Origin of the sequence: Dactylosporangium sp. CA-233914 (assembly GCF_050942935.1) — a bacterium.
In the GTDB taxonomy this organism is placed as follows: domain Bacteria; phylum Actinomycetota; class Actinomycetes; order Mycobacteriales; family Micromonosporaceae; genus Dactylosporangium.
The window spans coordinates 2,821,057-2,843,595 of record NZ_CP192030.1 but is presented as its reverse complement, the minus strand read 5'-3'; the positions used below and the strand labels follow the sequence as shown (position 1 = coordinate 2,843,595).

26 protein-coding genes are annotated in these 22,539 nt (G+C 71.9%); 7 read left to right on the top strand and 19 right to left on the bottom strand.

Annotated elements, in window-relative coordinates:
* Positions 1 to 9: 9 nt before the first annotated feature.
* Positions 10 to 1,092 carry a TDT family transporter gene (locus ACQPY0_RS13165; RefSeq protein WP_432988371.1) on the top strand — a complete coding sequence of 361 codons (1,083 nt, stop codon included), beginning with the start codon at positions 10 to 12 and terminating at the stop codon, positions 1,090 to 1,092.
* Here the strand turns inward: ACQPY0_RS13165 and ACQPY0_RS13160 are convergent.
* Positions 1,061 to 2,461, bottom strand: coding sequence for an alkaline phosphatase PhoX (locus ACQPY0_RS13160; protein ID WP_432988369.1), 1,401 nt, complete (start codon positions 2,459 to 2,461; stop codon positions 1,061 to 1,063). The two genes, ACQPY0_RS13165 and ACQPY0_RS13160, sit on opposite strands and share 32 nt — an antisense overlap.
* Positions 2,462 to 2,632: 171 nt before the next feature.
* Here ACQPY0_RS13160 and ACQPY0_RS13155 point away from each other — a divergent pair, with 171 nt between their 5' ends.
* Complete coding sequence (locus tag ACQPY0_RS13155; protein ID WP_432988367.1) at positions 2,633 to 3,274, top strand: hypothetical protein; 642 nt, start codon at positions 2,633 to 2,635, stop codon at positions 3,272 to 3,274.
* A gap of 122 nt (positions 3,275 to 3,396) precedes the next feature.
* Here the strand turns inward: ACQPY0_RS13155 and ACQPY0_RS13150 are convergent, their stop codons facing one another.
* The gene (locus ACQPY0_RS13150; protein WP_432995942.1) at positions 3,397 to 3,552 is read right to left on the bottom strand and encodes a hypothetical protein; all 156 of its coding nucleotides are present in this window, start codon (positions 3,550 to 3,552) and stop codon (positions 3,397 to 3,399) included.
* Between ACQPY0_RS13150 and ACQPY0_RS13145 the strand changes: the two genes are divergently transcribed.
* Both ACQPY0_RS13145 and ACQPY0_RS13140 read left to right on the top strand, forming a co-directional pair.
* Entirely contained in the window at positions 3,491 to 6,535 is a 3,045-nt protein-coding gene (locus ACQPY0_RS13145) for an ExeM/NucH family extracellular endonuclease (protein ID WP_432995212.1), read from the top strand. The two genes, ACQPY0_RS13150 and ACQPY0_RS13145, sit on opposite strands and share 62 nt — an antisense overlap.
* Before the next feature lie 86 nt (positions 6,536 to 6,621).
* Positions 6,622 to 7,452 carry an alpha/beta fold hydrolase gene (locus tag ACQPY0_RS13140; protein WP_432988365.1) on the top strand — a complete coding sequence of 277 codons (831 nt, stop codon included), beginning with the start codon at positions 6,622 to 6,624 and terminating at the stop codon, positions 7,450 to 7,452.
* Between the two features lie 74 nt (positions 7,453 to 7,526).
* Here the strand turns inward: ACQPY0_RS13140 and ACQPY0_RS13135 are convergent, their stop codons facing one another.
* The 5 genes from ACQPY0_RS13135 to ACQPY0_RS13115 all read right to left on the bottom strand — a co-directional run bounded on the left by ACQPY0_RS13135 (position 7,527) and on the right by ACQPY0_RS13115 (position 12,257).
* Complete coding sequence (locus ACQPY0_RS13135) at positions 7,527 to 8,147, bottom strand: response regulator (RefSeq protein WP_432988363.1); 621 nt, start codon at positions 8,145 to 8,147, stop codon at positions 7,527 to 7,529.
* Positions 8,144 to 9,361 carry a sensor histidine kinase gene (locus ACQPY0_RS13130; protein ID WP_432988361.1) on the bottom strand — a complete coding sequence of 406 codons (1,218 nt, stop codon included), beginning with the start codon at positions 9,359 to 9,361 and terminating at the stop codon, positions 8,144 to 8,146. The genes ACQPY0_RS13135 and ACQPY0_RS13130 overlap by 4 nt, the downstream gene beginning before the upstream one ends.
* Before the next feature lie 19 nt (positions 9,362 to 9,380).
* Positions 9,381 to 10,145: an ABC transporter permease gene (locus tag ACQPY0_RS13125; protein ID WP_432988359.1), complete on the bottom strand. Its 765-nt coding sequence runs from the start codon at positions 10,143 to 10,145 to the stop codon at positions 9,381 to 9,383.
* Positions 10,145 to 11,050, bottom strand: a complete 906-nt coding sequence (locus ACQPY0_RS13120) for an ABC transporter ATP-binding protein (RefSeq protein WP_432988357.1) — start codon at positions 11,048 to 11,050, stop codon at positions 10,145 to 10,147. The genes ACQPY0_RS13125 and ACQPY0_RS13120 overlap by 1 nt, the downstream gene beginning before the upstream one ends.
* Positions 11,051 to 11,186: 136 nt before the next feature.
* Positions 11,187 to 12,257 carry a hypothetical protein gene (locus ACQPY0_RS13115; RefSeq protein WP_432988355.1) on the bottom strand — a complete coding sequence of 357 codons (1,071 nt, stop codon included), beginning with the start codon at positions 12,255 to 12,257 and terminating at the stop codon, positions 11,187 to 11,189.
* A 102-nt stretch (positions 12,258 to 12,359) separates the two neighbouring features.
* Between ACQPY0_RS13115 and ACQPY0_RS13110 the strand changes: the two genes are divergently transcribed.
* A complete protein-coding gene (locus ACQPY0_RS13110) occupies positions 12,360 to 12,923 on the top strand; it encodes a TetR/AcrR family transcriptional regulator (protein WP_432988353.1) in 564 nt (187 codons plus the stop codon).
* A gap of 27 nt (positions 12,924 to 12,950) precedes the next feature.
* On the opposite strand, the gene ACQPY0_RS13105 is transcribed toward ACQPY0_RS13110, so the two are convergent.
* The 11 genes from ACQPY0_RS13105 to ACQPY0_RS13055 all read right to left on the bottom strand — a co-directional run bounded on the left by ACQPY0_RS13105 (position 12,951) and on the right by ACQPY0_RS13055 (position 21,234).
* Positions 12,951 to 13,436, bottom strand: coding sequence for a hypothetical protein (locus ACQPY0_RS13105; RefSeq protein ID WP_432988351.1), 486 nt, complete (start codon positions 13,434 to 13,436; stop codon positions 12,951 to 12,953).
* Positions 13,437 to 13,678: 242 nt separating this feature from the next.
* On the bottom strand, positions 13,679 to 15,649 hold the full coding sequence (locus tag ACQPY0_RS13100) for a discoidin domain-containing protein (RefSeq protein WP_432988349.1): 1,971 nt from the start codon (positions 15,647 to 15,649) through the stop codon (positions 13,679 to 13,681).
* Positions 15,650 to 15,940: 291 nt separating this feature from the next.
* Positions 15,941 to 16,774, bottom strand: coding sequence for a hypothetical protein (locus ACQPY0_RS13095; protein WP_432988347.1), 834 nt, complete (start codon positions 16,772 to 16,774; stop codon positions 15,941 to 15,943).
* On the bottom strand, positions 16,771 to 17,502 hold the full coding sequence (locus tag ACQPY0_RS13090; protein WP_432988345.1) for a 2OG-Fe(II) oxygenase: 732 nt from the start codon (positions 17,500 to 17,502) through the stop codon (positions 16,771 to 16,773). Before ACQPY0_RS13090 ends, ACQPY0_RS13095 begins: the two co-directional genes overlap by 4 nt.
* 97 nt (positions 17,503 to 17,599) lie before the next feature.
* Complete coding sequence (locus tag ACQPY0_RS13085) at positions 17,600 to 18,103, bottom strand: methylated-DNA--[protein]-cysteine S-methyltransferase (protein WP_432988343.1); 504 nt, start codon at positions 18,101 to 18,103, stop codon at positions 17,600 to 17,602.
* An 80-nt stretch (positions 18,104 to 18,183) separates the two neighbouring features.
* Positions 18,184 to 18,690, bottom strand: a complete 507-nt coding sequence (locus ACQPY0_RS13080; protein WP_432988341.1) for a hypothetical protein — start codon at positions 18,688 to 18,690, stop codon at positions 18,184 to 18,186.
* Positions 18,690 to 19,130, bottom strand: coding sequence for a hypothetical protein (locus tag ACQPY0_RS13075; protein ID WP_432988339.1), 441 nt, complete (start codon positions 19,128 to 19,130; stop codon positions 18,690 to 18,692). Before ACQPY0_RS13075 ends, ACQPY0_RS13080 begins: the two co-directional genes overlap by 1 nt.
* 47 nt (positions 19,131 to 19,177) lie before the next feature.
* Positions 19,178 to 20,149, bottom strand: a complete 972-nt coding sequence (locus ACQPY0_RS13070) for an NADP-dependent oxidoreductase (protein WP_432988337.1) — start codon at positions 20,147 to 20,149, stop codon at positions 19,178 to 19,180.
* 73 nt (positions 20,150 to 20,222) lie between these two features.
* Positions 20,223 to 20,438 carry a hypothetical protein gene (locus ACQPY0_RS13065; RefSeq protein WP_432988335.1) on the bottom strand — a complete coding sequence of 72 codons (216 nt, stop codon included), beginning with the start codon at positions 20,436 to 20,438 and terminating at the stop codon, positions 20,223 to 20,225.
* A 359-nt stretch (positions 20,439 to 20,797) separates the two neighbouring features.
* A complete protein-coding gene (locus ACQPY0_RS13060; protein WP_432988333.1) occupies positions 20,798 to 21,154 on the bottom strand; it encodes an alpha/beta hydrolase in 357 nt (118 codons plus the stop codon).
* Positions 21,106 to 21,234, bottom strand: coding sequence for a hypothetical protein (locus tag ACQPY0_RS13055; protein WP_432995940.1), 129 nt, complete (start codon positions 21,232 to 21,234; stop codon positions 21,106 to 21,108). The genes ACQPY0_RS13060 and ACQPY0_RS13055 overlap by 49 nt, the downstream gene beginning before the upstream one ends.
* Before the next feature lie 227 nt (positions 21,235 to 21,461).
* On the opposite strand from ACQPY0_RS13055, the gene ACQPY0_RS13050 reads away from it, so the two are divergent.
* A complete protein-coding gene (locus ACQPY0_RS13050; RefSeq protein ID WP_432988331.1) occupies positions 21,462 to 21,665 on the top strand; it encodes a hypothetical protein in 204 nt (67 codons plus the stop codon).
* On the top strand, positions 21,629 to 22,081 hold the full coding sequence (locus ACQPY0_RS13045; protein WP_432988330.1) for an alpha/beta fold hydrolase: 453 nt from the start codon (positions 21,629 to 21,631) through the stop codon (positions 22,079 to 22,081). Before ACQPY0_RS13050 ends, ACQPY0_RS13045 begins: the two co-directional genes overlap by 37 nt.
* Here ACQPY0_RS13045 and ACQPY0_RS13040 read toward each other — a convergent pair.
* Positions 22,063 to 22,530, bottom strand: coding sequence for a flavin reductase family protein (locus ACQPY0_RS13040; RefSeq protein ID WP_432988328.1), 468 nt, complete (start codon positions 22,528 to 22,530; stop codon positions 22,063 to 22,065). The genes ACQPY0_RS13045 and ACQPY0_RS13040 overlap by 19 nt on opposite strands.
* Between the last annotated feature and the right edge of the window lie 9 nt (positions 22,531 to 22,539).

Genomic DNA, 22,539 nt, shown 5'->3' with positions numbered 1-22,539 from the left:
CCGTACCTTATGACCTCACAGGCCACGGCCGGCTACCGGCCGGCGGTCGTCGCGGGCAGATTCAAGGTCATGTTCAAGGGCGTGGAAAACCTGCCGCTACGGCCCAACCGGTTCGCCGCCGTCATGGGCACCGGAATCGTCGCCAACGCCGCCCCGCCCGCGCTGCACCCGGCCGCGGCCGCCGTGTGGGTGCTCGCGTCCGGGCTGCTGGCCGGCATGACCGTCGACGGCGTGCGCCGGGCCCGGGCCGGCGGCCTGGCCCTCGACCCGGCGACCGCGCCGTTCTGGGGCGCGCCGCCGATGGCGCTGATGACGGTTGGCGCCGGCACGCTGCTGTTCGGCCCGCACGCGGCCGTGCCCGTCGCCGTCGCGCTGTGGCTCGCCGGCACCGTCCTGGGGCTCGTCACGACCGTCGCCGTGCCGCTGCTGCTGACCAACCGCCGCGGCCCCGCGGTGACCGGCGCGTGGCTCATGCCCGTGGTGCCCCCGATGGTCTCGGCCGCCACCGGAGCGCCGCTCATCGCCCATTTTCCGGCGGCGGTACGCCCTGATGCCCTGCTGTGCTGCTACGCGCTGTTCGGGGTCAGCCTGTTCGCCGCCGTCGCGGTCATCGCCCAGCTCTGGGGCGGCCTGCTCCACCACGGCCCGGGCGAGCCCCGCACGGTCCCCACCCTCTGGATCGTGCTGGGCCCGCTGGGCCAGTCGGTGACCGCCGCGCACGCGCTCGCCGGTGCGGCGCACGGGGTCCTGCCCCCGCCGTACGCGCCGGGAGCCGAGGTCTTCGCCCTGCTCTACGGCGTCCCGGTGCTCGGCTTCGCGCTGGTGTGGCTCGCCTTCGCCGCCGCCGTCACGGTGGGCACGGCGCGCAGACCCGGGGGCCTGCCGTTCACGCCGGCCTGGTGGGCGTTCACGTTCCCGGTCGGCACCTGCGTCACCGGCGCCGCCGGCCTGGCCGCCCAGACCGGCTCGCCGCTGCTCGCGGGCGTCTCGATCGCCTTGTACCTGCTGCTGGTCACCGCCTGGGCGGGCGTCGGGACGCGGACGCTGCTCGCCGGTGGACTCAGTGCCGCCCGCCGTGCCACGGTCCGGTGATCACGCAGGTCACGCCCGGGTACTGCACGTTGATGAACAGGTACTTGCCGTCGGCGGTGAACGCGGCGCCGGCCAGTTCGCTGGCCCCCTTCGGACCCGGCTGCGGGAAGTCCTCCGGGCTCCAGTAGTGCAGGTCCAGCGGCTCGATGACCTGCGCCAGGTTGGCGATGAAACCGGACGGGGTCAGCACCCGCAGCCAGTTGTCGCCGCCGTCCTCGTCCTCGCCGTCGCCGTCCTCGGCGAGCAGCAGCGTGCCGTCGGGCGCCATGGCCACGGTGTCGGGCTGGTTGAGGGTCCTCGGATTGGGCGACTCGAACAGCAGCTGCAGCGTTCCCGTTTCGTGGGAGGCCGGGGTGTACCGCCAGACCTGGCCGTTCTCCCCGTCGCCCGCCTCGCTCGCCACGAACGTCACCGAGCCGTTCGACCACGCGGAGCCCTCGAGCCCGAGGAAGCGGCAGCCACCCTTCGCGCGCCCCTGGGAGTACACCGAACCGGGGTTCTCCTCGGCGTCGGACGGGTCCGGCTCGTCGATGTCCACCCAGTGCGTGTCGAGCACCTCGCCGACGCGCTGCCCGGTGGCCGTGTCGTAGTTGCGGTCCCCGGTGACGGCGAGCATCTGCAGCTTCCCGCCGGCGGCGAGCTGGCCGGGCCGGCGCGGGACGAACCGGTAGAACCCGTCGCCGGGGTCGCCGTTGTCCTCGGTCATGTAAACGATCCCGGTCCGCGGATCGATCGGCGCCGTCTCGTGCTCGAAGCGCCCCATCGCCTTGAGCGGAACCGGGTTCACCGGCCCGCGCGCGTCGGACGGAATCTCGAACACGTATCCGTGCGGCTTGTCGAACCCCGCCTTCACCCCGTCGGTCGTCTCCTCGCACGACAGCCAGGACCCCCACGGGGTGGCGGCCCCGCTGCAGTTGGACAGCGTCCCGTTGAGCACCAGAAAGCTCTCCAGCAGCCGTCCGCTGCCGAGGTCGTACAGCGACGAGGTGCACCCCGCCGGCGCCGCCCGGTCGTAGGCGTTGCGCGGCCCGATCGCCCGCTGCTTCGCCCCCGGGATGTCCAGGTCGATCTCGTGGTTGCGAACGATCCGGACCCGCCCGCGCCCGGCGTCGAACACCGCCTGCCCGTCGTGACACCCGGGCGTGGCGATCCCGTCGCTCATCCTCGTGCCGGCCGACCCGAAGGTGCGGTACGAGAATCCGGCTGGTAACGCGAGCTCCTTGCCGGCCTTGACCAGCGGCCCGTACCCGTCCTTGAGCTGCGGCGCCCCCGCGGCGGCCACGCCCCCGCCGAGAAACGCCCCGCCCAGCCCGCCGCCCACGAGCCCGAGCCCGGTGACGGCCAGAACATCACGCCGATTCATCGTCATGAAGGCACGCTCGTCCCGGATCCGGTACGCCCGCAAGCGCAGGTCATGAACATCGAGTTCAGCGCAGTTGAACGTGAGAGGCGGCGTGTTCGCTCCGGAGGACGTATCGCGCCCGGAAACCCGCCCGGGTATTGTCTGGCGATCGTCGTCGATCTTGTGAGGTGGGTCCCGGTGGGTGGTCGGTCGTACATGGTCGCGACCCGGATTCCTATGTCGCGGGCCGGGTTCGACAGCTGGCTCACCACGCCGCTGCCCGGGCTGGACGTCATCGAGAACCCGCGGGACATGTGGCGCGGCTGGGCGCTCGACGGTCAGGACGCCGACTGGGAGTTCGCCGCCATCGCCGATTCGCCCGCCGCCGTCGCCGGGTTTCGCGAGGACCGGCGCCGGACACCCGTGGAGCTGCTCGCCGCCCGGGCCGCCACCGGGTTCACGCTCGCCCGGCACCGGGAGCAGGCGCTGGAGATCTACCTCTACGACTACCACGCGGACGTGTACAACACGCAGACCGAGCTGTTGATGCTCGCCGGGGCCGGCCGGTTCGCCGACGCCGAGGGCGCGGTCATGTACTGGGGCGGCAACGTGTACCCGGACCTGCCCATCGACGGGGACGAGCCGCTCGCGGTGCTGCTCGCCGGCGCCGACGGTGCGCGCTTCGCCGGCCGGTACCCCGTCGACCGGCTCATCGAGCAGCTGCGACCGGTCGAGGCGGCGTTCCTCGGGGCCGTCGTGGACAGCGGCGACGAGAACATCGGCTGGGACGACTCCGAGATGCTGGATCCCGCGGTACGGGCGCAGCTCACGAAGCGGTAGCCCCGCCAAACAGATCAGGCCCTATACCTGCGAGGGGATTCCCTACACCGCCCCCAGGACAGGCTGCAGTTACGCGAAGGTGCCTTAGGGTGTCACACGCCGTTCAGCTTCCGCGCCTAGCGTCAGCCGAAACCCACGTCCACCTGGAGGTCCGGGTCAATGTCCCGTGCGCTCATCCGGCGCGTCATCGTCACCATATCGTTGTCCACAGCCGGCCTGACCTGGCCATTATTCGCCGACCCGGCCGCCGCGAACCCGGCCGGCACGGGTCTGGTCATCAGCGAGGCATACGTCAACGGCGGCTCGTCCGGCGCCAGCTACCTCAACAAGTTCATCGAGCTGTACAACCCGACCTCGAGCCCGATCCCGCTGTCCGGCAGCACGCTGCAGTACCGGGCCCCCACCAGCACCGTCGTGCCGAGCGGGGCACAGGTGTTCGCGCTGTCGGGCACGGTGGCCGCGCACGGGCACTTCCTGATCCAGCTGCCCAGCAACAACGCCGCCACCAACCCGGGCGCGCCGCTGCCGGCCGCCGACCTCAACACCGGGACCAGCATCAACCCGGGTGCGGGCGGTGGGACGCTGTTCATCGCGGCCTCCGCCGGCGGGGTGCTGCCCACCGACGCGTCGGTGATCGACAAGATCGGCTGGGGCACCAGCAACTCGCCCGAGGGCTCCGTAACCTCCGGTAACGGGCTCACGCTGAGCTACCAGCGCGACGCGGCCGGGGCGGACACCGACAACAACGCGGCCGACTTCCACACCGCCGCGCCGGAGCCGCAGAACGCGGCGTCCGACGGGGGCACCGCCACCGTGACGGTGACGAACCCCGGGGCGCAGAGCGCGACGACCGGCACCGCGATCGCGCCGCTGACGCTGACGGCGTCGGGGGGCACCGCGCCGTACAGCTGGAGCGCCTCCGGTCTTCCCGACGGCCTCGCCATCTCCGCGGCGGGCGTCGTCTCCGGCACGCCGACGGCGGCCGGAACCTCCTCGGTGACGGTGACCGCGACCGACGCGAGCAACGTCAGCGGCTCGGCGACGTTCGCGTTCACGGTGAGCTCGGCGACGACGGTCCTGTCGATCGCGCAGATCCAGGGCACGAACACCGACACCTCGCCGTACACCGGCAAGGGCGTGACGACCGAGGGCGTCGTGACGGCCGTGTACACCACCGGCGGCTTCAACGGCTTCTTCCTGCAGACGGGCGGCACGGGCGGCGCCGAGTCCAACGACGCCACGCCGGGCGCCTCCGACGCGGTCTTCGTCTTCGGGTCGAACTCGGCGGCGCAGGTCGCGATCGGCGACAGCGTGCGGGTCGCCGGGACCGTCCAGGAGTACCAGGGCGAGACCGAGATCACCTCGCCGAGCGTCAGCAAGCTCGCCACCCCGCTGCCGAACGTCGCGGCGGCCACGATCCCGTGGTCGAGCCTCACCACCGATGCGCAGAAGGAGGCGCACGAGGGCGAGCTGATCGCGCCGCAGGGCACGTTCACCGTGTCGGACAACTACGACGCGAACTGGTACGGCTCGTTCACCCTCGCCGCCGGCGACACCCCGCTGCGCCAGCCCACGGACGCCGGCAAGCCCGGCAGCCCCGAGGCGATGGCCGTGGTCGCCGACAACGCCGCTCGCAAGGTGACCCTGGACGACGGCGCGAGCGTCAACTACAGCGGCGCCGCGAACACCGGCACCCCGCTGCCGTGGCTCACGCCGACCAACTCGGTCAGCGTCGGGTCGAAGGTCGCGTTCCACCAGCCGGTGATCCTGGAGTACCGCTTCTCGCTGTGGAACTTCCAGCCGACCCACCAGGTCACCGACGACGGCGCGGCGGTCGCCACGTTCAGCGACACCCGCACCGGCAACCAGCAGCCGGCCAACGTCGGCGGGAACCTCCGCCTGGCGACGTTCAACGTGCAGAACTACTTCCCGCTCACCGGTGAGGCGTACGTCGCGAAGGGCCTCGGCACCTGCGTGTTCTACGACGACCGGGCCGGCAACCACATCGCCAACAAGTCCTGCACCGGCCCGAACAACGCGGCCGGCCCGCGCGGCGCCGCCACCGACGCCAGCTTCCAGCGGCAGCAGGCGAAGATCGTCACCGGCATCAACCGGCTCGGCGCCAGCGTCGTGTCGCTGGAGGAGGTCGAGAACTCGGCGAAGTTCGGCGGGGACCGCGACGCCGCGCTCGCGCAGCTCGTGACCGCGCTCAACGCCGCCGCCGGCACGAACGTGTGGGCCTACGTGCCGTCCCCGCCCGCGGACCAGCGGCCGGCGATCGGCGACGAGGACGTCATCCGCACCGCGTTCATCTACAAGATCGCGGATGCCGTACCCGTCGGGCCTTCGAAGATCCTCACCACGTCCTCGGCCTCGGGGCAGCCGTTCTCCATCGCCCGCGAGCCGCTCGCCCAGGGCTTCAAGAAGGCGGGCGCCACGGACGCCGACGCGTTCCTGGTCGTGGCGAACCACTGGAAGTCGAAGGGCAGCGGCACCCCGCTGTACCCCGGCGACGAGGAGAACACGTCCTCCCTCGCGGTGAACCAGGGCTCGTTCAACGCGACCCGCGTCCGCGAGGCGCAGGACACGACCGCGTTCGCCACGCAGGCGGCCGCGGCGCTCGGCACGGACCGCATCTTCCTGGTGGGTGACTTCAACAGCTACACCCAGGAGGACCCGATGCAGGTGCTGTACCAGGCCGGCTACACCGACCTGGCCTCCGCCCTGGACTCGGGCGAGACGACGTACGCGTTCGACGGCCTGCACGGCTCGCTCGACCACGTGCTCGCCAACGGCCCGGCCCGCGCGCTGGCGACCGGGGCGGACGTGTGGCAGATCAACGCGCAGGAGGCGATCGCGTACTCCTACAGCCGGTACAACTACAACGCGACCCTGCTGTTCAACGGCTCGGACCCGTTCACGGCCTCGGACCACGACCCGGTCGTCGTCGGGCTGAACGCGCCGGTGACCCCGCAGCTGCCGGCGTGGAGCGCGTCGAAGGTGTACCTCGGCGGCGACAAGGTGACCTACCAGGGCAAGGTCTGGCAGGCGCTGTGGTGGACGCAGAACCAGACCCCGGGCGACCCGTACGGGCCGTGGCAGGAGATGGCGACGGCGTCGGACGGCACCGCGATCTGGACCGCGTCGCGCATCTTCAACAGCGGCGACGTGGTCGTCTACCAGGGCAAGAAGTACGTCGCCCAGTGGTGGACCCGCAACCAGGCCCCCGGCGACCGGTGGGGACCCTGGAAGGCGCTGTAGTTCGGTCTCGTACTGCTGAGTTCTTCTGGTAGTGCCCGGGCCGCCCTCGCGACTTCGCGGGGGCGGCCCTCTTCTACGCTCGATCCGTGGTTACTGAGATCGGGGTCGAGCTCGCCGACGGGCGGCTGCTGCACGCGTACGACACCGGCGGCGACGGCCCGGTCATCTACTGGCACCACGGCACCCCGAACATCGGCGAGCCGCCCGCGCCGCTGCTCGGCGGCGGGGTCCGCTGGATCTCGCACTCCCGGCCCGGGTACGGCGCCTCGACGCCCAGCCCCGGCCGGAGCGTGGCCTCGGTCGCGGCCGACGCCGCCGCGGTCGCCGACGCGCTGGGCGTCACGAGCTTCGCGGTCATGGGCCACTCCGGCGGCGGCCCGCACGCCCTGGCCTGCGCGGCGCAGCTGCCCGGCCGGGTCACCGCCGTCGTGGGCATCTCCGGCCCCGCGCCGTACGAGCCGTTCACCGCCGCCGGCCTCGACTGGTACACCGGCATGGCGGACGGCTCGGCCGAGTCCCTGCGCGCCGCCCGCGCGGGCCGCGAGGCGAAGGAGCGCCAGCTGGCGGCGGCCACGGGCGAGGAGGACATCGGTTTCCGGCCCGCGGACTGGGAGGCGCTGCGCTCGGACTGGGCGTGGCTGGACTCGGTGGTGGCGCCGGCACTGCTCATGGGCCCAGCGGGGCTGATCGACGACGAGCTCGCGATGGCCGGCGACTGGTCCTTCGACCCGGCGACGATCACCTGCCCGGTCCTGCTGATGCACGGCGAGGCCGACGGCATGGTGCCGGCCGCCCACAGCGCCTGGCTGGCGGGGCACATCCCGGGCGCGCAGGCGCGCCTGCTGCCGGACGAGGGCCACATCACCGTTCTGCGCCACGCGAGCGCCGCCCTGGACTGGCTGCACGCCCGCCCCTGATCTGAACGTCCGTCGTCGGATTCCGGGACGAGGAGGCCTGGCGCCGGTCGCGTAACGCAGCCCTGGAAGGACCGCTATCGGAGTAGGCCGCGCCGGTAGCCCTCTCCGACAGCGGCGGCCCGGTCCCGGACGCCGAGCTTGTCGTAGATGTGCTGCAGGTGGGTCTTGATGCTCGCCTCGCTGACGAACAGGAGTCTCGCCACCTCCCGGTTGGAGGCGCCGTCGGCGACCAGTTGGAGTACTTCCAGCTCTCGATTGCTCAGCGCCAACCCGGTCGGTCTGCGGACCCGGCTCATGAGTTGACCGGCGGCCGAGGGCGCGAGTACGGACTCCCCGCGATGGGCGGCCCGCACGGCACGGATCAGCTCCTCGGGTGGCGTGTCCTTGAGCAGATAACCGGTAGCGCCCGCCTCCACCGCCGGCAGCACGTCGGTCTCGCTGTCGAAGGTGGTGAGCACCAGTACGTGTATCGGGAGCGCGGTCTGGGCGAGGGCGGCGATCGCCTGGACGCCGTTCATCTCCGGCATCCGCAGGTCCATCAGCACCACGTCGACACGCAGCCGCACCGCCTCGGTCACCGCCTCCCGGCCGTTGGCGGCCTCGCCGGCCACCTCGATGTCGGGCAGGTCCGCGAAGGCCCCCCGAAGTCCGTTACGAACGATCGGATGGTCGTCGGCGATCAGGATGCGGATCATGATGCCACCATCGGGATCGCCGGCACCCGTACGCTGATCGCCGTGCCCTCGCCAGGAGCGCTCTCGATCTCCATCACACCTCCCACAGTCCGGACCCGCTGCACCATGCTCCTGAGGCCGAATCCCTGAGCCGAGCCACCGTTCATGCCCCGCCCGTCGTCGCGAACATCGAGCAGGACCACATCGGTCAGGTAGGAGAGGGTCAGCCCCACCCGGGATGCGCGGGCGTGCCGGACCACGTTGTGCAGCGCCTCCTGCGCGACCCGGAACAGCGTGACATCGATGGCCGGGCTCAGTGCGACCCGTTCGCCGGTGACGTCGAATCGCAGGGTTATGCCGGTGTCGTTCGCCCAGCGCCGGGCCAGGTCACCCAATGCCTCCGGCAGGTGGGCCCCCTCCAGTTGGCGCGGCCGTAACGCCTGCACCGACCGGCGGGCCTCGTCCAAGCCCTCCCGGGCCAGGGCCAACGCCCGGTCCACGTGCTCACGCGCCTGCGTCGGCGAGTGCCAGACCCGTTGGGCCGCCTGCACCTGGGTGACGATGCCGGTCAGGCCCTGCGCCAGCGAGTCGTGGATCTCCCCGGCCATACGCTGCCGCTCGTCCAGCACGCCGGCCTCGCGGGCCTGGGCCAGCAGCTGGGCGTGCAGGCCGGCGTTCTCCTCCAGCGCCGCCTCCAGCCGGGCGAGCATCTGCTCACGTCGCTCGTGCTGCTCGGCACTCTTCTCGGCCAGCACGATGCCGGAGCTGATCGCCGCGGTCTGGATCACGATCACTCCCAGGTAGGTTCCGAGCGACTGTACCGTCGCGGCCGGCATATCGGACGCCATGGTGTTGATACAGATCGACGTTCCGAGCACGCCGGCCGCCCCCAACGGCCACGGTCGCAACTGGTACGCGTGGAAGAACCCGGTGATGGCGAAGAGCAGGAAGATCACGTCACGGGCCATCAGCGCGACGCAGAGCGTGAGCAGCCCGGCGAAGTAGATCAGCATCGGCAGGGTCCGCTTCCGGCGGTCCTGCGGCACCCGGGTGTGCCCCAGATACATCCACCCGGCGGCCGCCCCGACCAGGCCCAGGGTGATCGCATGGTCGTTCCAGGTCCGGCCGGGCTGCGCCAAGGCGATCGCTGTCGAGGCGGGGAGCAGCAGCCAGGGCACTACGACGAGCAGCTTCTCGTACCAGCGGTCCCAGTCGGGGCCGGCGTCACCGCTCATCGAAGCTCGCACCTTCGGCTCATTCCCAGCGGAACAGCTTCGCCGCCGCACCACCGGCCACGACCGCGAACAGCGCCATTATCCCGAGTTGCAACAGCTGCTGCGACGAACCTGCCGTCCCGGCCCCCACCACCGCGTCACCCGACCAGCCCGCCAGCAGCGACTGCGCCCCGGGCGGGGTGTAGTCGCCCATTCGCATCAAGAAATCCGGCAGCAGGAAGCGTGGCAGGAAGACGCCTCCAGCGAACATCGTCACCATGTACACGACGGTCGACAGCCCGGTGGCGACCCGGGAGGTGGGCGCGACCGCAGCGATCAGCATGCCGATCGCGAGCACCGCGCCGAAGCCGAGCAGGAACGCGATCGCGAACCCGAACGGGTGCCGCGGCAGTGGCACGTCGAGTACCAGCCAGGCCGAGACGATCAGCAGCGCGGCCGCCGCGACCGCAGCGGCCAGGGCGACGATGAGCTGCGCCGCCAGCACCTTGCCGGGGTGGATCGGCGTGGTGGACATTCGCCGGAGGATGCCCCGCTCCCGGTAGGTGGCCACCGCCACCGGGATGTGCTGCAGCCCGACGATGCCGAGCCCGAGCACGAGTGCGCTCGGGGCCCAGAGCTCCACGAACCGCACCCCGCCGAACTGCTCCGACGGCTCCCGCAGCGTGGGGACAGCACCGAGCCCGAGAAGGATCGCGGCCGGGAACAGCACCCCGAAGACGACCGCCATCGGCTCCCGCAGGAACAGCTTCGCCTCGGCGACAGTGAGTTTGTACAGAGCGGACATTACGACAGCTTCCTTCGAGTGAGGGTGACGAAGGCGTCGTCCAGGCTGGCCTGCTCGACTCTGAGATCCCCGGCGATGATGTGCTGCTGAGCCAGGACCGAGGTGACCGCCTGCAGCAGGTTTCCAGTGCCCGTCACCAGCACCTGCTGCCCTTGGCGCCGCACGCTGGTCACCTCTGGCAGGCCGGTCAGCAGCCGCTCGTCCAGGCAGGTCGATGGCCGGAACCGCACCCGCTGCTCGGCCCCAGCGCGCGCGACCAGGCCGGCGGGGGTGTCCAGAGCGACCACGCGCCCGGAGTCGATCAGCGCGAGCCGGTCACAGAGCCGCTCCGCCTCATCCATGAAGTGGGTGACGAGGACGATCGTCACGCCCGAGTCGCGCACCTCTTCGACCAAGTCCCAGGTGTCCCGCCGGGCCTGCGGGTCGAGCCCGGTGGTGAGCTCGTCCAGCACCGCGACGGTGGGACCACCCGCCAGGGCGAGCGCGGCCGAAAGCCGCTGCTGCTGACCACCGGAGAGCTTCCGGTACTGCGTGTTGCGCTGCTCGGCGAGCCCCAGCATTTCCAGCAGCCGCCGCCCGTCCGCCGGCTCGCGGTAGAACGAACGGTACAGATCCATCGCCTCGGCCACCGTCTGCTTGTCCGGCAGCCGGTGCTCCTGCAACTGGACCCCGACCCGTTCCCGCAACTCACCCCGGTCCCGCCGAGGATCGAGGCCGAGCACCGTGACCTCGCCACGATCGGGAGTACGCAGGCCGCTCACGCACTCGACCGTGGTCGTCTTGCCAGCGCCGTTCGGACCGAGAATTCCGAAGATCTCGCCCGCCTCGACCGTGAACGACACATCGTCGACGGCAACCCTGTTCCCGTATCGCTTGTGGAGGTTCGTCACCTCGATGATCCCCATGGCAGCGAGTTTCGCCCGCCACCGACGGTTGCCGATTCACCCAGCCGGCACCGAGGTCGGTCGACCCTCGCATCAACCGATCGGTTGACCCATACCGCCCGACGCGCCGGTGCAGGCCCGGTTCACTCGCGGCGATTCACCGGATCTGGTACTCGCCGCCGCATGCCTCGGCGAGAGCCGGCCCGAACAGCGCCGCCGGCGTGTACGCGCCGGGCTTGCCTTGCCCGTCCAGCAGCCGCCGGACCACCTCGGCCGGCACCGTGGCCGTCCAGGACTGGGCCTCGCCGACCCGCAGCCAGCCCTCGCGGATGCTGCCGTCCGGCCACTCCACGACGGCGTGGCCCCAGGAGTGCGCACGGGGCTTCGGCCGGGCCTTCGTCGGTACCGCGGCCAGCCGTCGCCGGGCGAAGGAGCGCACCGGGCCGATCGCGAGCAGGGCGGTCGCCACGGGCAGCACCGCGCGGACGACCGGGGAGGACGGGGCCTCGCTCGACGCGGCGAGCACGTCCGCGGCGCCGCTGGCCCGCTGGGCGGCCATCAGCTCGCCCAGCGGCATGCCCGCGGTGGTCACCGTGGAACCGTCGGGCAGGACCAGTTTCATCGGGTCACCGGCGAGACGGGCTGGTGCGAGCCGTCCGTTGCGGTACCGGCGGCCTTGGAACCGCCCACCGCCCTCAACCCCGGGGATGCCCTCCACGAGGGTACCGGCCAGGGCGTCGCCGACGACGCCGTCATCGGCGGCCAACGAGGGCACCATGTCGACCCGGACCCGCCGCGGTGCCGGCCGCCCTTCGCACAGCTTCACCACGACGCTCTCGGTGGCGGTCACGCCGAACCCGGCGCCGGTGACGGCCGTGCGCCCGGCAGCCGTCAGCTCCCCGCCCCGGCCGAGGATCGCCGACACCGCCGCCAGATCGTTGGCGAGGTCGAGGTAGTGGCCAGCCGGAAGGCAGGCGCCCAGCAACGGCGCGGCCGTCTCGAGGAACGGTCCGACGGTGTTGACGACCACGGCCGGCCGCTCCCGGCGGATCGCGGCCGCGGTCTCGCGGACCGATCCGGCCACCAGCGTCGGCAGACCGCCGGCCGCCGCCTTCAGCCGTTCGGCGTCGCGGCCGACCAGCGTCGGCTCGATGCCCCGGCGCCGCAGTTCGGCTGTGATCGCCCGCCCGCTGCGGCCGGTGCCGCCGAGAATCCACACGTCCGTCATGGCACAGCTCCGCCCTGGTGCGGCGCCCGCCCCAGTGACGACACGCCGTGCCATCACCATACCTCCAACGACACGGGATGTCATCACGGCTATACTGACGTCATGGCCCGATGGCGACCGGACGCTCGCGAGCGCTTGCAGCAGGCGGCGCTCGAGCTCTTCGCCGAGCAGGGCTTCGCCGCGACCACGGTGCCGGCGATCACCGCGCGGGCCGGCCTGACGACGCGCACGTTCTTCCGGCACTTCGCCGACAAGCGCGAGGTGCTCTTCGCAGACGAGGCCGAGATCCCCGCCTTCGCCGCGAAGCTCATGACCGAGGCGCCCACCGGCGAACCGCTGACGATGATCGTCGCGGGCCTGCGCATGGTCGCCGAGACGTACTTCGAAGGCCGCAAGGATGCCCTGCGGCAGCGGCGCGCGATCGTGGCATCCGACCCGGGACTGCGCGAACGCGACCAGCACAAGCGCGCGACGCTGGCCCAGGTGGCGCGGGACGGCTTCCGCGCCCGCGGCCTCGACCCGCTCCGGGCCGGCCTGCTCGCCGAGACGGCGGTGACCCTGATGTACGTGTCCGTCGCCGAATGGCTCGACACTGACGACGATCGCCGGCTCCGCGACATCATCGACGCCGCACTGGCGACGCTGCGCGCGGAATTGGCGGGCTGAGACGCCTCCCCCGCGCGGTTCAGACGTTCAGTCGGGGTCGCCCGGTTGCCACTCCTCCATGCTGAGCATCAGCTGGGTGCAGGAGGACACCTCCGGGCAGTTGCTCTCGTGGGCGAGGTTCCGGTCGTCGGCGTTGACGGTCATCCGGTACGTGGGCGGGTAGACCAGGCTGACGCAGCCTGCACCCCCGCCGCAGCGATTCGCCCCGGGCAGCGCGCCGACCTGCTGGAACCGTTCGGAGAGGGCACTGAGCGCAGCCGGCCCCGCCATGTTCGGCGCTATGTAGAAGCGCGTCCAGAACGGTTTGCCGGAGGGATACTTGTCCTCCAGCGTTGCCGTCACCCGCCACCCCTCCGGCAGGGTGATCCGGTCGAGGGCGGCGTACGCGGCGTCGTTGCGCTGCGCAGCGGGCCGGTACGAGAAGTACCAGTAGCCCCCGCCGATGAGGGCGAGGACCGCAACGACTCCGGCCGCGATGATCCACTGGTCTCGGGTTCTGATGGCGCGCTCCACGACGTCGAACGGTCTCCGGCACAGGCAGTATCCCTCATCGATCCTTCGCCGTGGGGCACCCGTGGCGCTTGAGCCGCGACGAGCACCTCGACCCACTCGTTCGTCACGGCGGCCGACGTCTACGGAGAGTGGGGTTCGCGCCGGGCTGGCCTCGCCGCGCGGGGCATCACCAGCGTCGATGTGGCGGGTGGCGACCGGACGCCTGGTCGCCACCCGCCGGGCGGGCCGGTGCGCGGAGGCGCTCAGCCGTTGTAGACGCGCAGCTCCGAGACCTGCCCGGCCGGCCAGCCGGTGTTCGCGGTGAAGGTCAGCCGCAGGTAGCGGGTGGTCACCGTGGACGGGAAGGTGATGGTGACGGTGTTGCCGGTGGCGGGATCGAAGGTGTACCCGGCGGAGCCCACGATCGTGGAGAAGCTCCCGCCGTCGGGGCTGCCGCTCACCGACAGCGTCTGCGTGCGCGTCGCCCAGGCCGGCTGCGGCGGCAGTGTGAGCACGATGCGGCGGGTGGCCGTCGCGCTGCCGAGGTCGACCTGCAGCCACTGGGGCCACGAGTTGTTGGCGCTCTCCCAGTAGGTGCCGGTGTTCGCGTCGACGGCGTTGCCGCTGCCGTACACCTGGGTGTGGCTGCTCTCCGCCGTCGGGCGGCCCGCGGCCAGGTTCGTGGCGTTGTCCGGCGGGGCCGAGGTCGTCGCCGCGACCGCGTTGGAGGCGCCGGAGGCGTTGCCGGCCGCGTCGAAGGCGGCGACGGTGAAGGTGTACGCCGTGGCCGCCGTCAGGCCGCTGACGGTGAAGGCCAGCGTCGACGTGGTACCGATGACGCTGCTCGTGGATCCCGAAACCCGGCTGATGCGATATCCCGCGACGCCGACGTTGTCGGTGGCGGCGCTCCACGCCAGCGCGACCGTCGTGTCGGTGACGCCGGTGACGCGCAGGTTTCCGGGCACGGTCGGGGCGGTCTGGTCGGCGCCGGTCGGCAACGGCACCGTGAAGCGCGTGGCGGTCAGCGCGACCTGGCCCTTGAGCATCCGCCCGCCGTCGGCGGTCAGCCGCAGGTAGTAGTCGGACGAGCACGGCGTGCCGTCCTCGTCGAGGGCCCGCATGCCGGAGTTGGTGGGCTGCCAGGCCGCGCTCTCGGCCGTCTTGGCGATCTGATTGCCCTCGTTGAACTCGTCGAACATCGAGATGTACACGCTCTGCACGCCGGCCCGCGTGTGGTTGAAGAACTGCCGCCACATGAGCTCGCCGTGCCGGCGGTGCCCGGCCGCGAGGTCGCCGGGGATGACGCAGGGCTGGTAGTCGATCCCGCGGGCGCCCAGATCGGCGAGGTCGGGCAGCACGCGGTTCTGGTAGAACCAGTCGGCCCCGGCGTTGTCGCTGATCCGCCCGACCATCCACGGCGAGACCATGTCGAACGCGTGGTACACGTCGATGAAACCGGCCCGGGAGTCGTCCGTGCCGAGCCGCCAGTGCGTCGGCACGCCACCGATGACGTAGCAGCCCTGCCCCTTGAACCAGTTGACGACATCGAGGCACGCGGACGGCGTGAAGGGCCGCCCGTCGTCGTTGAACCCGAACCCCCAGATGCACACGACGGGCTTGCCGTTCTGGCGGGCGTAGGTGGGCGAGGCGGTGTGGGCGGACATCTTGTTCGTCCAGTCGGCCTTGATCTCGCCCTGCATGTTCAGCCACCACGTGACGTCGTACATGATGTAGAACTTCCGCCCGTACGCCTCGGCGGCCTGGCGGACCTTCTGCGCCATCGCGTCGCGGGTGGCGCCCTCGCCCCCGTTGGGGTTGAACCGCTGCAGCGCGGCCGTGTCGCACCCGTTCTGCTGCATCCAGCGCAAATGCGTGTCGACGGTCTGCTGGTCGCAGGACGAGAAGAGGTTCGCCGGCTGGCCGTTGCCGAGGTTGGCGAAGTTAGTCCGGTACCCCTTCGTGAAGTCCCGCATGTCCGGCCAGCAGGTGATCGAGCACGCCCCGGGCGCCGGGCTCTGCGACCAGTTCGGGCTGTAGTGCCACCATCCGTTGATCGGCGCACCGTCCCCGATGCAGGCGAACCAGCCCTGGTAGCCGACGGTGACCTTGCCGACCACGTCCCCGGGCGGGCTGACGGCGTAGGCGACCTCGGCGCCCTGTGCCCCGATCGGCAGCGCGCCGGCGGCGGCCCCGGCGAGGGAGGTGGCGATGACGGAGCGGCGGGAAACTCCCATGTGGACTCCTAGGGATGTCGCCCCTGAGGCGGCGTCTCCCCGGTCGGCGGTCCAGGGCAACGCATCGGAGTTCGCCTTCGGGGCACGGCGGGGGAACGGGCCTGAGCGGGGCCCGCGCACCGGCACTGACCAGCCCGGACTCCCGAGGGAGCCCGGTTGGCGGTGCTGACCACATGACGGCTTCTGGCGTGAGATCCTGCCAGCCGCGACACACCGAGCGCAATACTTCGATGTGATCGTCGCAAATTCACGACGAACTTCTGTTGCTTTGGACGTTTGTCCATCGATAGCTCAGGTACAGGCCGGGTAGGAGGTGATCCAGCGGCCGCGCACGTCCCAGGTCCCGCCGCCGGCCGTGGCGCCGCGCAGTCCGTGCAGGGTCTGAGCTCCGGCGAGGGCAGGGAGGCGGGAGTCGTACAGGGACGCGAAGGCGTAGGTGCGGGCCGGGTCCCAGTCGGTGGAGTGGCGCAGGCGGCGGGCGAGTTGGGCGAAGCCGAGCGGAGCCGCGGCCATCACCCACGCGTCGGGTAGTTCCGCGGTCAGTCTGCTCGCCGGACGCAGCCAGGACGCGGCGTTTTCGGGCCAGTTCACCACGGCGAGTACCTTGCCGCCGCGGGCCTTCCATGCGGCGGTGAAGGCTTCAGCCGCGTCGCGGGAGGGGTCGTCCCTGCTGTGGCCGACCGCAACGGTCCCGATCCGCGACTTCGGCCCGGTCAGCAGGGCGAGGAGGGCGGCGAACTCGGCGTCGGTGTGGGGGCCGGGCGCCGGGAGATCGCCGTATCCGGCCAGGTCCGCGGCGCTGATCAGCGGGGAGCGGGAGTGCTTTCGCTCCTTGAGGATGCTGTTCGCTTTCCAGTGGGTGTGCCTTTCCGGCAGACACACCGCGCAGGGCCGGTATCCGGCCGTGATCGCGGTGGCCTCGTCCGGGAAGAACACCCGGTGGTTCACGTAGTGACCGCGGGCGATGGCTCGCAGTGCGCATGGGCAGTCCAGCCGCCCGTACAGCCGGCCGCGCCGGTGCCCGCCGAGGGCGCCGGGGGTGCTGCTGTGATAGGGCTTGCCGTCCGGGCCGAGCAGCGTATAGATGCGCCGGCCCTCGGGCGGGCCGGGTACGGCGGGCATCATGCGGCGTCGTGGAAGACGAGGCCAAGGGTGCGTCGGCGGCCGGAACGGACCGTGCTCACCCCGTGCCGCATGGGCCCGTTGGACCAGCCGCGCTTGGACGGGACCGGCCTGTCGCGGGTGGTGAAGATCAGCCCGTGGCCCTGTGGCAGGGTCGTGGACGAGCCCCTCGACTGGGCACGGGGGCGCTGCTCGGTCATGATGAACTCGCCGCCGGTGAAGTCGACGCCGGGCGCGTCCAGGCCGATGACGACCTGGAGCGGGAAGAGCATGTCGCCGAACACGTCGCGATGCAGGGCGTTCCAGTCGCCGGGGCCGTAGCGCAGCAGGATCTGCGCCGAGCGGTCCTGCCCGGCCGCGTGGCACATCGCCAGCCACTCCCGCAGTGTGTCGGGCCATGGCGCGGACCTGCCGAGCTTCTTGGCCCAGTCGCGGGCGATGGGCAGCAGGTGCGGATAGAACGCCTCACGCAACTGCCGTATCACGTCCGGCAGGTCGTGGGTGAAGTAGCGGTACTGACCGGAGCCGAAGCGGTGGCGTGCCATGTCGATGGTCGTGCGGAAGCGGTCGGCCTCGTCGTACAGTCCGGCGATCGCTGCGCATTCGGCCGGAGTGAGCAGCTGCCCGGTGAGTGCGTTGCCGTAGTCACTGAGCTCGTCGGTCAGCGCGCCCCAGTCGCCCGCCGCGACCCGGTCGCCGACGCGTCCGGCCGGCTGGATGGTGTCGGTCATGGTGACTCCTTCGATGGACGCGGGCGCCCCGGCTCCGCGGGCATGGCAGCCTGGTGGACGTGCTCGGAGTCCAGCGGCTGCGCCGCTCGCGCCGGTGTCAGATCAGCGTCGGCTGCAGGACACCCTCGTGGGTGAGGAGCTGGACCTTGCGCTCGACGCCGCCGGCGTAGCCCCGCATGGTGCCGTCGGCGCCGATCACCCGGTGGCACGGGCGGACCAGCAGCAGCGGGTTCGCGCCGATCGCCGCACCCAGCGCCTGGATCCGCTCACGCGGCAGGCCGAGCTGTTCGGCGAGCTCGCCGTAGGTGGTCGACGTGCCGTACGGAATCTGCTCCAGTGCGTGCCACACGCGCTGCTGGAAGTCCGTGCCGCTAGGTGTGAACGCGATGTCGAACTCGGTGAGTTCACCCGCGAAGTACTCCTCCAGCTGGCGGGCGATGTCCGCGAAGCGGTCGGGGTCGTGGAGCCAGCCGGCCTGGATGGCCGGGGCGGTCTTCTGGCCTCGCATGGACAACGAGGTCAGCGTGACGCCGTCCCGCGTCTCCTCGCCGACCAGGAGCAGGTCGCCCAGCGGGCTGGTGATCGTCGCGTAGGCGGTCATCGTAGGCTCCTCTTCGTTTGCCTTCATTCCACCTTCAACGATGAGGTGTAGCGGCCGCGTTTGCTGGCGGTATTCGGACGTCACGCTGTGGCGGTGCGGCGCTGGCCGGCGGCGTTCCAGCAGTGGCGCATCCCGGTGTTCGGTGGCAGGGCATGCGCCGGTCCAGGTCGCGGGCAGCTGTCGAGTCGCGGCATGGTGATGAACAGGTGCTCGGCGGTGCCAGCCGGTCCAGGATCGGCCTTCGAAGGGGTCGAGGCCCGCGGCCGGTCTTGAGGTCGGGGTAGTCGTGTTCGATCGGCCAGCGGGTCTTGGGGTGCCGGATCAGGTCGGTGGCAGGGACCGACGATCACGACCGGGTCCATCGTCACGCGGCGGGCGAGGAACGACAGCGTGTCGTGCGTCTGCGGGTCCAGCCACCGCACGTCGTCGGCGAGGACGGCGACCGGCCGGTCCGCGGCCGCCTCGACGAGGATGTTGAGCGCCGCCAGCGAGACCAGGAACGGCTCCGGGCTGGCGTCGGCGTCCGCGCCGGATGCCGCGCGCATCGCGTCGACCTGGCGCTGCGGCCGGCGGCCGGCGTAGCCCATCAGCGGTCGCAGGAGCTGGTGGAGACCGGAGTACGGCAGAGCTGTGCCTCGGCGTCGACTCCGATGGCGCCGAGGGTGCGGAAGCCGGCGGCGCGGGCGAGCTCCCGCGCCGCCTCCAGCAAAGCGGACTTGCCGATGCCGGGCTCGGTCAAGAAGCACCACGGCGACATCCGCGTCAGCTCCGAGCCCGGCGACACCCGGTTCACGGTGCTGCTCCCCCTCCGCGAAAGCCACCAAGCCCGTCGGCGAGGGGACCGGCCTCGGCCGGTGAGCACCACGGCCGCGCCCGCCGGCTCGTCACCGTCGCCGCCACCGGCGAACAGCGCACCCAGCCCGGCCGGCTCCGCGTCACGGCCGAGCAGCTCGGTGCCCAGCGGTCCGGTCCGCCGGCCCGGAACATCACGACAGTAGCCACCTCCCCGCGCATCGACGATGCGCATGCTCACACCGGCCGCCCCGGTCAGCCACAGGGCCCGGACTGCGCGCGTCAGTCGATCGACTGACGCCGGCCGGGCTCGGACCGCACGATGAGGACCGTCTTGCCCGGCTTGCGCGGCCGCGTCCCGCCGGCATACGCGGCGCGGCCATCGGCCAGTGGGAAGGTGCTGCTGACGACCGGGCGCAGCCGGCCCGCGTCGGCCAGCGCGGCCAGCCGGCCCAGCTGCGTTCGATCCGGGCGGACGACGAAGAACATCGCGTGTACCCCGTGCGCGGCGGCGAGCTCGCGGTCGGGCGGGGCGCCGAGCGTCACGAGCCGGCCGCCGGGCCGCAGCACCGGGTAGGAGCGTGCCAGCGTGGAACCGCCGACAGTGTCGACGACCACGTCCACCCCGGCCACTACACGGTCGAAGTCCTCCCGGGTGACGTCGATGAAACGGTCGGCGCCCAGCGCCCGCACTGTCCGCGCGTGGTCCGGGAGGTCGGTGGCGACGACCGTGGCGCCGAGGTCAGCGGCGAGCTGGGTGACGTAGACGCCGACGCCGCCCGCACCGCCGTGGACGAGTACCGTTTCGCCGGCGGTGAGCCCGGCGTGGTCGACCAGCGCCTGCCAGGCGGTGAGCGCGGACAGCGGCAGGGCGGCGGCCTCGGCGTGCGACAGCGTGGCGGGTTTGGCGGCGAGCGCCTCGGACGGCACTGCGACGAACTCGGCGGCCGCGCCGTCCCGGTCGAAGTCGATCAGGCCGTAGACCTCGTCGCCGGTGTGCAGGCCGGTGACCGCGGCACCCGTCGCGACGACCGTCCCGGACACCTCGTGGGACGGGATGACCGGGGTGCGGTCGCGGCCGTCGCGCGTGGTCCACGACAGGTCCCAGCCCAGCTCGGCGAAGGTGATCGCGGCGGCGTGCACGGCGACGAGCACCTCCCCCAAGCCCGGGCGGGGTCGCGGTGCGGTCTCGTAGACCAGCTGTTCGGGGCTGCCCCGGGCATGCGCCCGCAGCGCCATCATCGTGTCGTCCACAACAGGCACTTCCTTTCCTGGTCGGGTGCCGATCGACCGGCGCGACGCCGGCCGATCCACCAGTGTTGTGATGTCACAGCAGCGGCCCGCGATCGGCGTTGCCGGTCGCCACCTCGGCCGGCGAGTGCGGCGCGAAGTTCGCCACCGCCGCCTCGAATTGCGGCCGGCCCGGGGCCGGGACCGTCCACCGCTCGGGCTCCTCCGCGCTTACCGCGCTGCCGAAGCTGTACTGGAACTCGTCGGCCGTCAGCGACACCGCGTGGTGGACGTTGGCCGGGTTCCTGAGCACCGGGCTCGCGGAAACGGGGCCCAGGAGGAGGGGTGCAGCCAGAGGCCGTGAATGAAGAGGACTGGGATGGGCGACTCGGGCATGAGGTACCTCGTCTCGTTGCGTAACGGTGGTTGCTCCGCGATGGTGGCTTCTGGACCACGGCATCGGGGTGGGACACCATCACCGCGTGCGAGGAGCGCATCGTGCGGATCCGGGCGTGGGCCCGCCCGGCCATCATCCGCTGCCCGGCCGGGTTGATGGCGTGATCCGCCAGGGTGATCATCGGCACCGTCCGCCAGGCGGGCGCGAGGGAGAGTTCGGTGAACGCGAGCGGCCGCTGGGTCACCGCCATCAGGTCGGCGGTCGCGGCGAGCACGTCACCGGCAAACACCGGCCCGGCTTGATCGTGATGTCCACGTCGGCGCCGGACCCGGCCGGGTTGGGCCACGGGGCGCGTCGCGGTGGGTGCCGGGGCCGAGCAGCGACGGGTACGTCGCCGGATCGGGCACCGTGGCGATGCTCTCGCCCCGGCCGGGCACGAATGCGCCGACGTAGACCAGGGCCCGCACGTTCGGCACGCCACGGGCGGCGTTGGCGATGACGGCGCCGCCGTAGGAGTGCCCGACCAGCACGATCGGTCCGTTGATCGACTGCAGCAACGCCCGGACGTAGTCCGGGTCGCTGGTCAAACCCGCAGCGGGTTCGGCGCGGCGACAACCGGGTAGCCGAGGCACCGCAGAGTCCGGACCTCCGCGTTCCAGCCGCTGGAATCGGCGAACGCTCTGGCCGTCGTGTGCTGTGCGTTCTTGTTCATGCACCAGGACGATGGTCGGCTTTCCGCGGTTGTCGTCACCGCCCTTTCCACGATGGTCGAGCTGACAGCGACCATCGTGGGGACCCGCGCCGCGGCTGGTCTTCCGTCAGCCGGCGGTACGCGCCACCGTCGGCCGGCTGCCCGGCCGCTCGATGACTCGCGGGCAGCCGGGCGCGCCGTCACCCGCCCGATGCCCGGGCGACACCGATCGCCACACGATGGCCGGCATGCGAACCGTCGCGACACTGGCCCTCGGCCTTGTCGCCATCCTCTGCCCGCCCGTCTCGGCGCACGAGTCGCGGGTGCCGGCCGGCTTCGCCGAGCGGCGCGCCGACTTCGGCGGCATCGGCATCAACTATGTGCGCGGCGGCCACCACCCCCAGACCTGGTACGAGTGGCGCGGCCTGCTGCCGGAACTCGGCGAGCACTAGCGCCCGGCCTGCGCGGCGCGGGCAAGAGCGACGCACCGCGGGGCGGCTACGACAAGAAGACGATGGCCGCCGGCATCCACGGCCTGCTGGTGCGGCTCGGCCTCGACCATGACGTCCGGCTCGTCGGCCACGACACCGGCACGAACGCCTACGCCGCCCACCCCGCGGACGTGCGGCGGCTCGTCCTCAGCGAGGCGCCGATCCCCGACCCGGCCATCTACACCTTCCCCGCGCTTCGGCTCTCCGGCCCCGGCATCTGGAACCTCGGGTTCTTCACCCTCACCAACGGCCGGCCCGAATCGATGATCAGGGGGCGCGAGCACCGATACCTACGACGGTTGTCGAGCGAGCCGCCGCACCGGTCGGCGCGGCGGCTCGCTCGCCGCTGTGGCGGCGGTCAGGCCGCCTTCAGGTAGCGGCCGTCGTGGTACAGCAGCGGCGCCCCGTCCGAGTGTGCGCCGTGGATCGGCTCGGCCAGCACGATCGCGTGGTCGCCCGCGTGCACTCGCTCGGCCACCCGGCACACCAGCACCGCCAGGGCGTCCTCCAGCACCGGGACGCCGTCGGGGCTCTCCCGCCAGGTCAGTGGCGGTGCGAAACGGTCGATCCCGCTGGTCGCGAACCGGCGCGCGACCGGCTCCTGGGCCGCCGTCAGGACGTGGACCCCGACGTGGGCGGCGCGCTGGACCGTCGGCCAGCTCGATGAGCGGCGGTCCAGGCAGAACGATACCAGCGGCGGCTCCAGGGACACGGACGTGAACGACGTCGCCGTGAAGCCCGCCGGGCCGGGCGCGGTGATCACCACCACGCCGGCGGCGTGGCGACGCAGCAGAGCGCGGAACAGGTCCGGGCCGATTGCCGTCAACTCCGGGCC

Excerpts from the sequence above, each read along its gene's own strand:
- ACQPY0_RS13165 (WP_432988371.1), top strand. The coding sequence starts at position 10 with ATGACCTCACAGGCCACGGCCGGCTACCGGCCGGCGGTCGTCGCGGGC.
- ACQPY0_RS13160 (WP_432988369.1), bottom strand. The coding sequence starts at position 2,461 with ATGACGATGAATCGGCGTGATGTTCTGGCCGTCACCGGGCTCGGGCTC.
- ACQPY0_RS13150 (WP_432995942.1), bottom strand. The coding sequence starts at position 3,552 with ATGACCAGACCCGTGCCGGCCGGGTTCGCGGCGGCCGGGTCGGCGAAT.
- ACQPY0_RS13135 (WP_432988363.1), bottom strand. The coding sequence starts at position 8,147 with ATGATCCGCATCCTGATCGCCGACGACCATCCGATCGTTCGTAACGGA.
- ACQPY0_RS13130 (WP_432988361.1), bottom strand. The coding sequence starts at position 9,361 with ATGAGCGGTGACGCCGGCCCCGACTGGGACCGCTGGTACGAGAAGCTG.
- ACQPY0_RS13125 (WP_432988359.1), bottom strand. The coding sequence starts at position 10,145 with ATGTCCGCTCTGTACAAACTCACTGTCGCCGAGGCGAAGCTGTTCCTG.
- ACQPY0_RS13120 (WP_432988357.1), bottom strand. The coding sequence starts at position 11,050 with ATGGGGATCATCGAGGTGACGAACCTCCACAAGCGATACGGGAACAGG.
- ACQPY0_RS13115 (WP_432988355.1), bottom strand. The coding sequence starts at position 12,257 with ATGACGGACGTGTGGATTCTCGGCGGCACCGGCCGCAGCGGGCGGGCG.
- ACQPY0_RS13110 (WP_432988353.1), top strand. The coding sequence starts at position 12,360 with ATGGCCCGATGGCGACCGGACGCTCGCGAGCGCTTGCAGCAGGCGGCG.
- ACQPY0_RS13100 (WP_432988349.1), bottom strand. The coding sequence starts at position 15,649 with ATGGGAGTTTCCCGCCGCTCCGTCATCGCCACCTCCCTCGCCGGGGCC.
- ACQPY0_RS13095 (WP_432988347.1), bottom strand. The coding sequence starts at position 16,774 with ATGATGCCCGCCGTACCCGGCCCGCCCGAGGGCCGGCGCATCTATACG.
- ACQPY0_RS13090 (WP_432988345.1), bottom strand. The coding sequence starts at position 17,502 with ATGACCGACACCATCCAGCCGGCCGGACGCGTCGGCGACCGGGTCGCG.
- ACQPY0_RS13085 (WP_432988343.1), bottom strand. The coding sequence starts at position 18,103 with ATGACCGCCTACGCGACGATCACCAGCCCGCTGGGCGACCTGCTCCTG.
- ACQPY0_RS13080 (WP_432988341.1), bottom strand. The coding sequence starts at position 18,690 with ATGGGCTACGCCGGCCGCCGGCCGCAGCGCCAGGTCGACGCGATGCGC.
- ACQPY0_RS13075 (WP_432988339.1), bottom strand. The coding sequence starts at position 19,130 with ATGCGCATCGTCGATGCGCGGGGAGGTGGCTACTGTCGTGATGTTCCG.
- ACQPY0_RS13055 (WP_432995940.1), bottom strand. The coding sequence starts at position 21,234 with ATGAACAAGAACGCACAGCACACGACGGCCAGAGCGTTCGCCGATTCC.
- ACQPY0_RS13050 (WP_432988331.1), top strand. The coding sequence starts at position 21,462 with ATGCGAACCGTCGCGACACTGGCCCTCGGCCTTGTCGCCATCCTCTGC.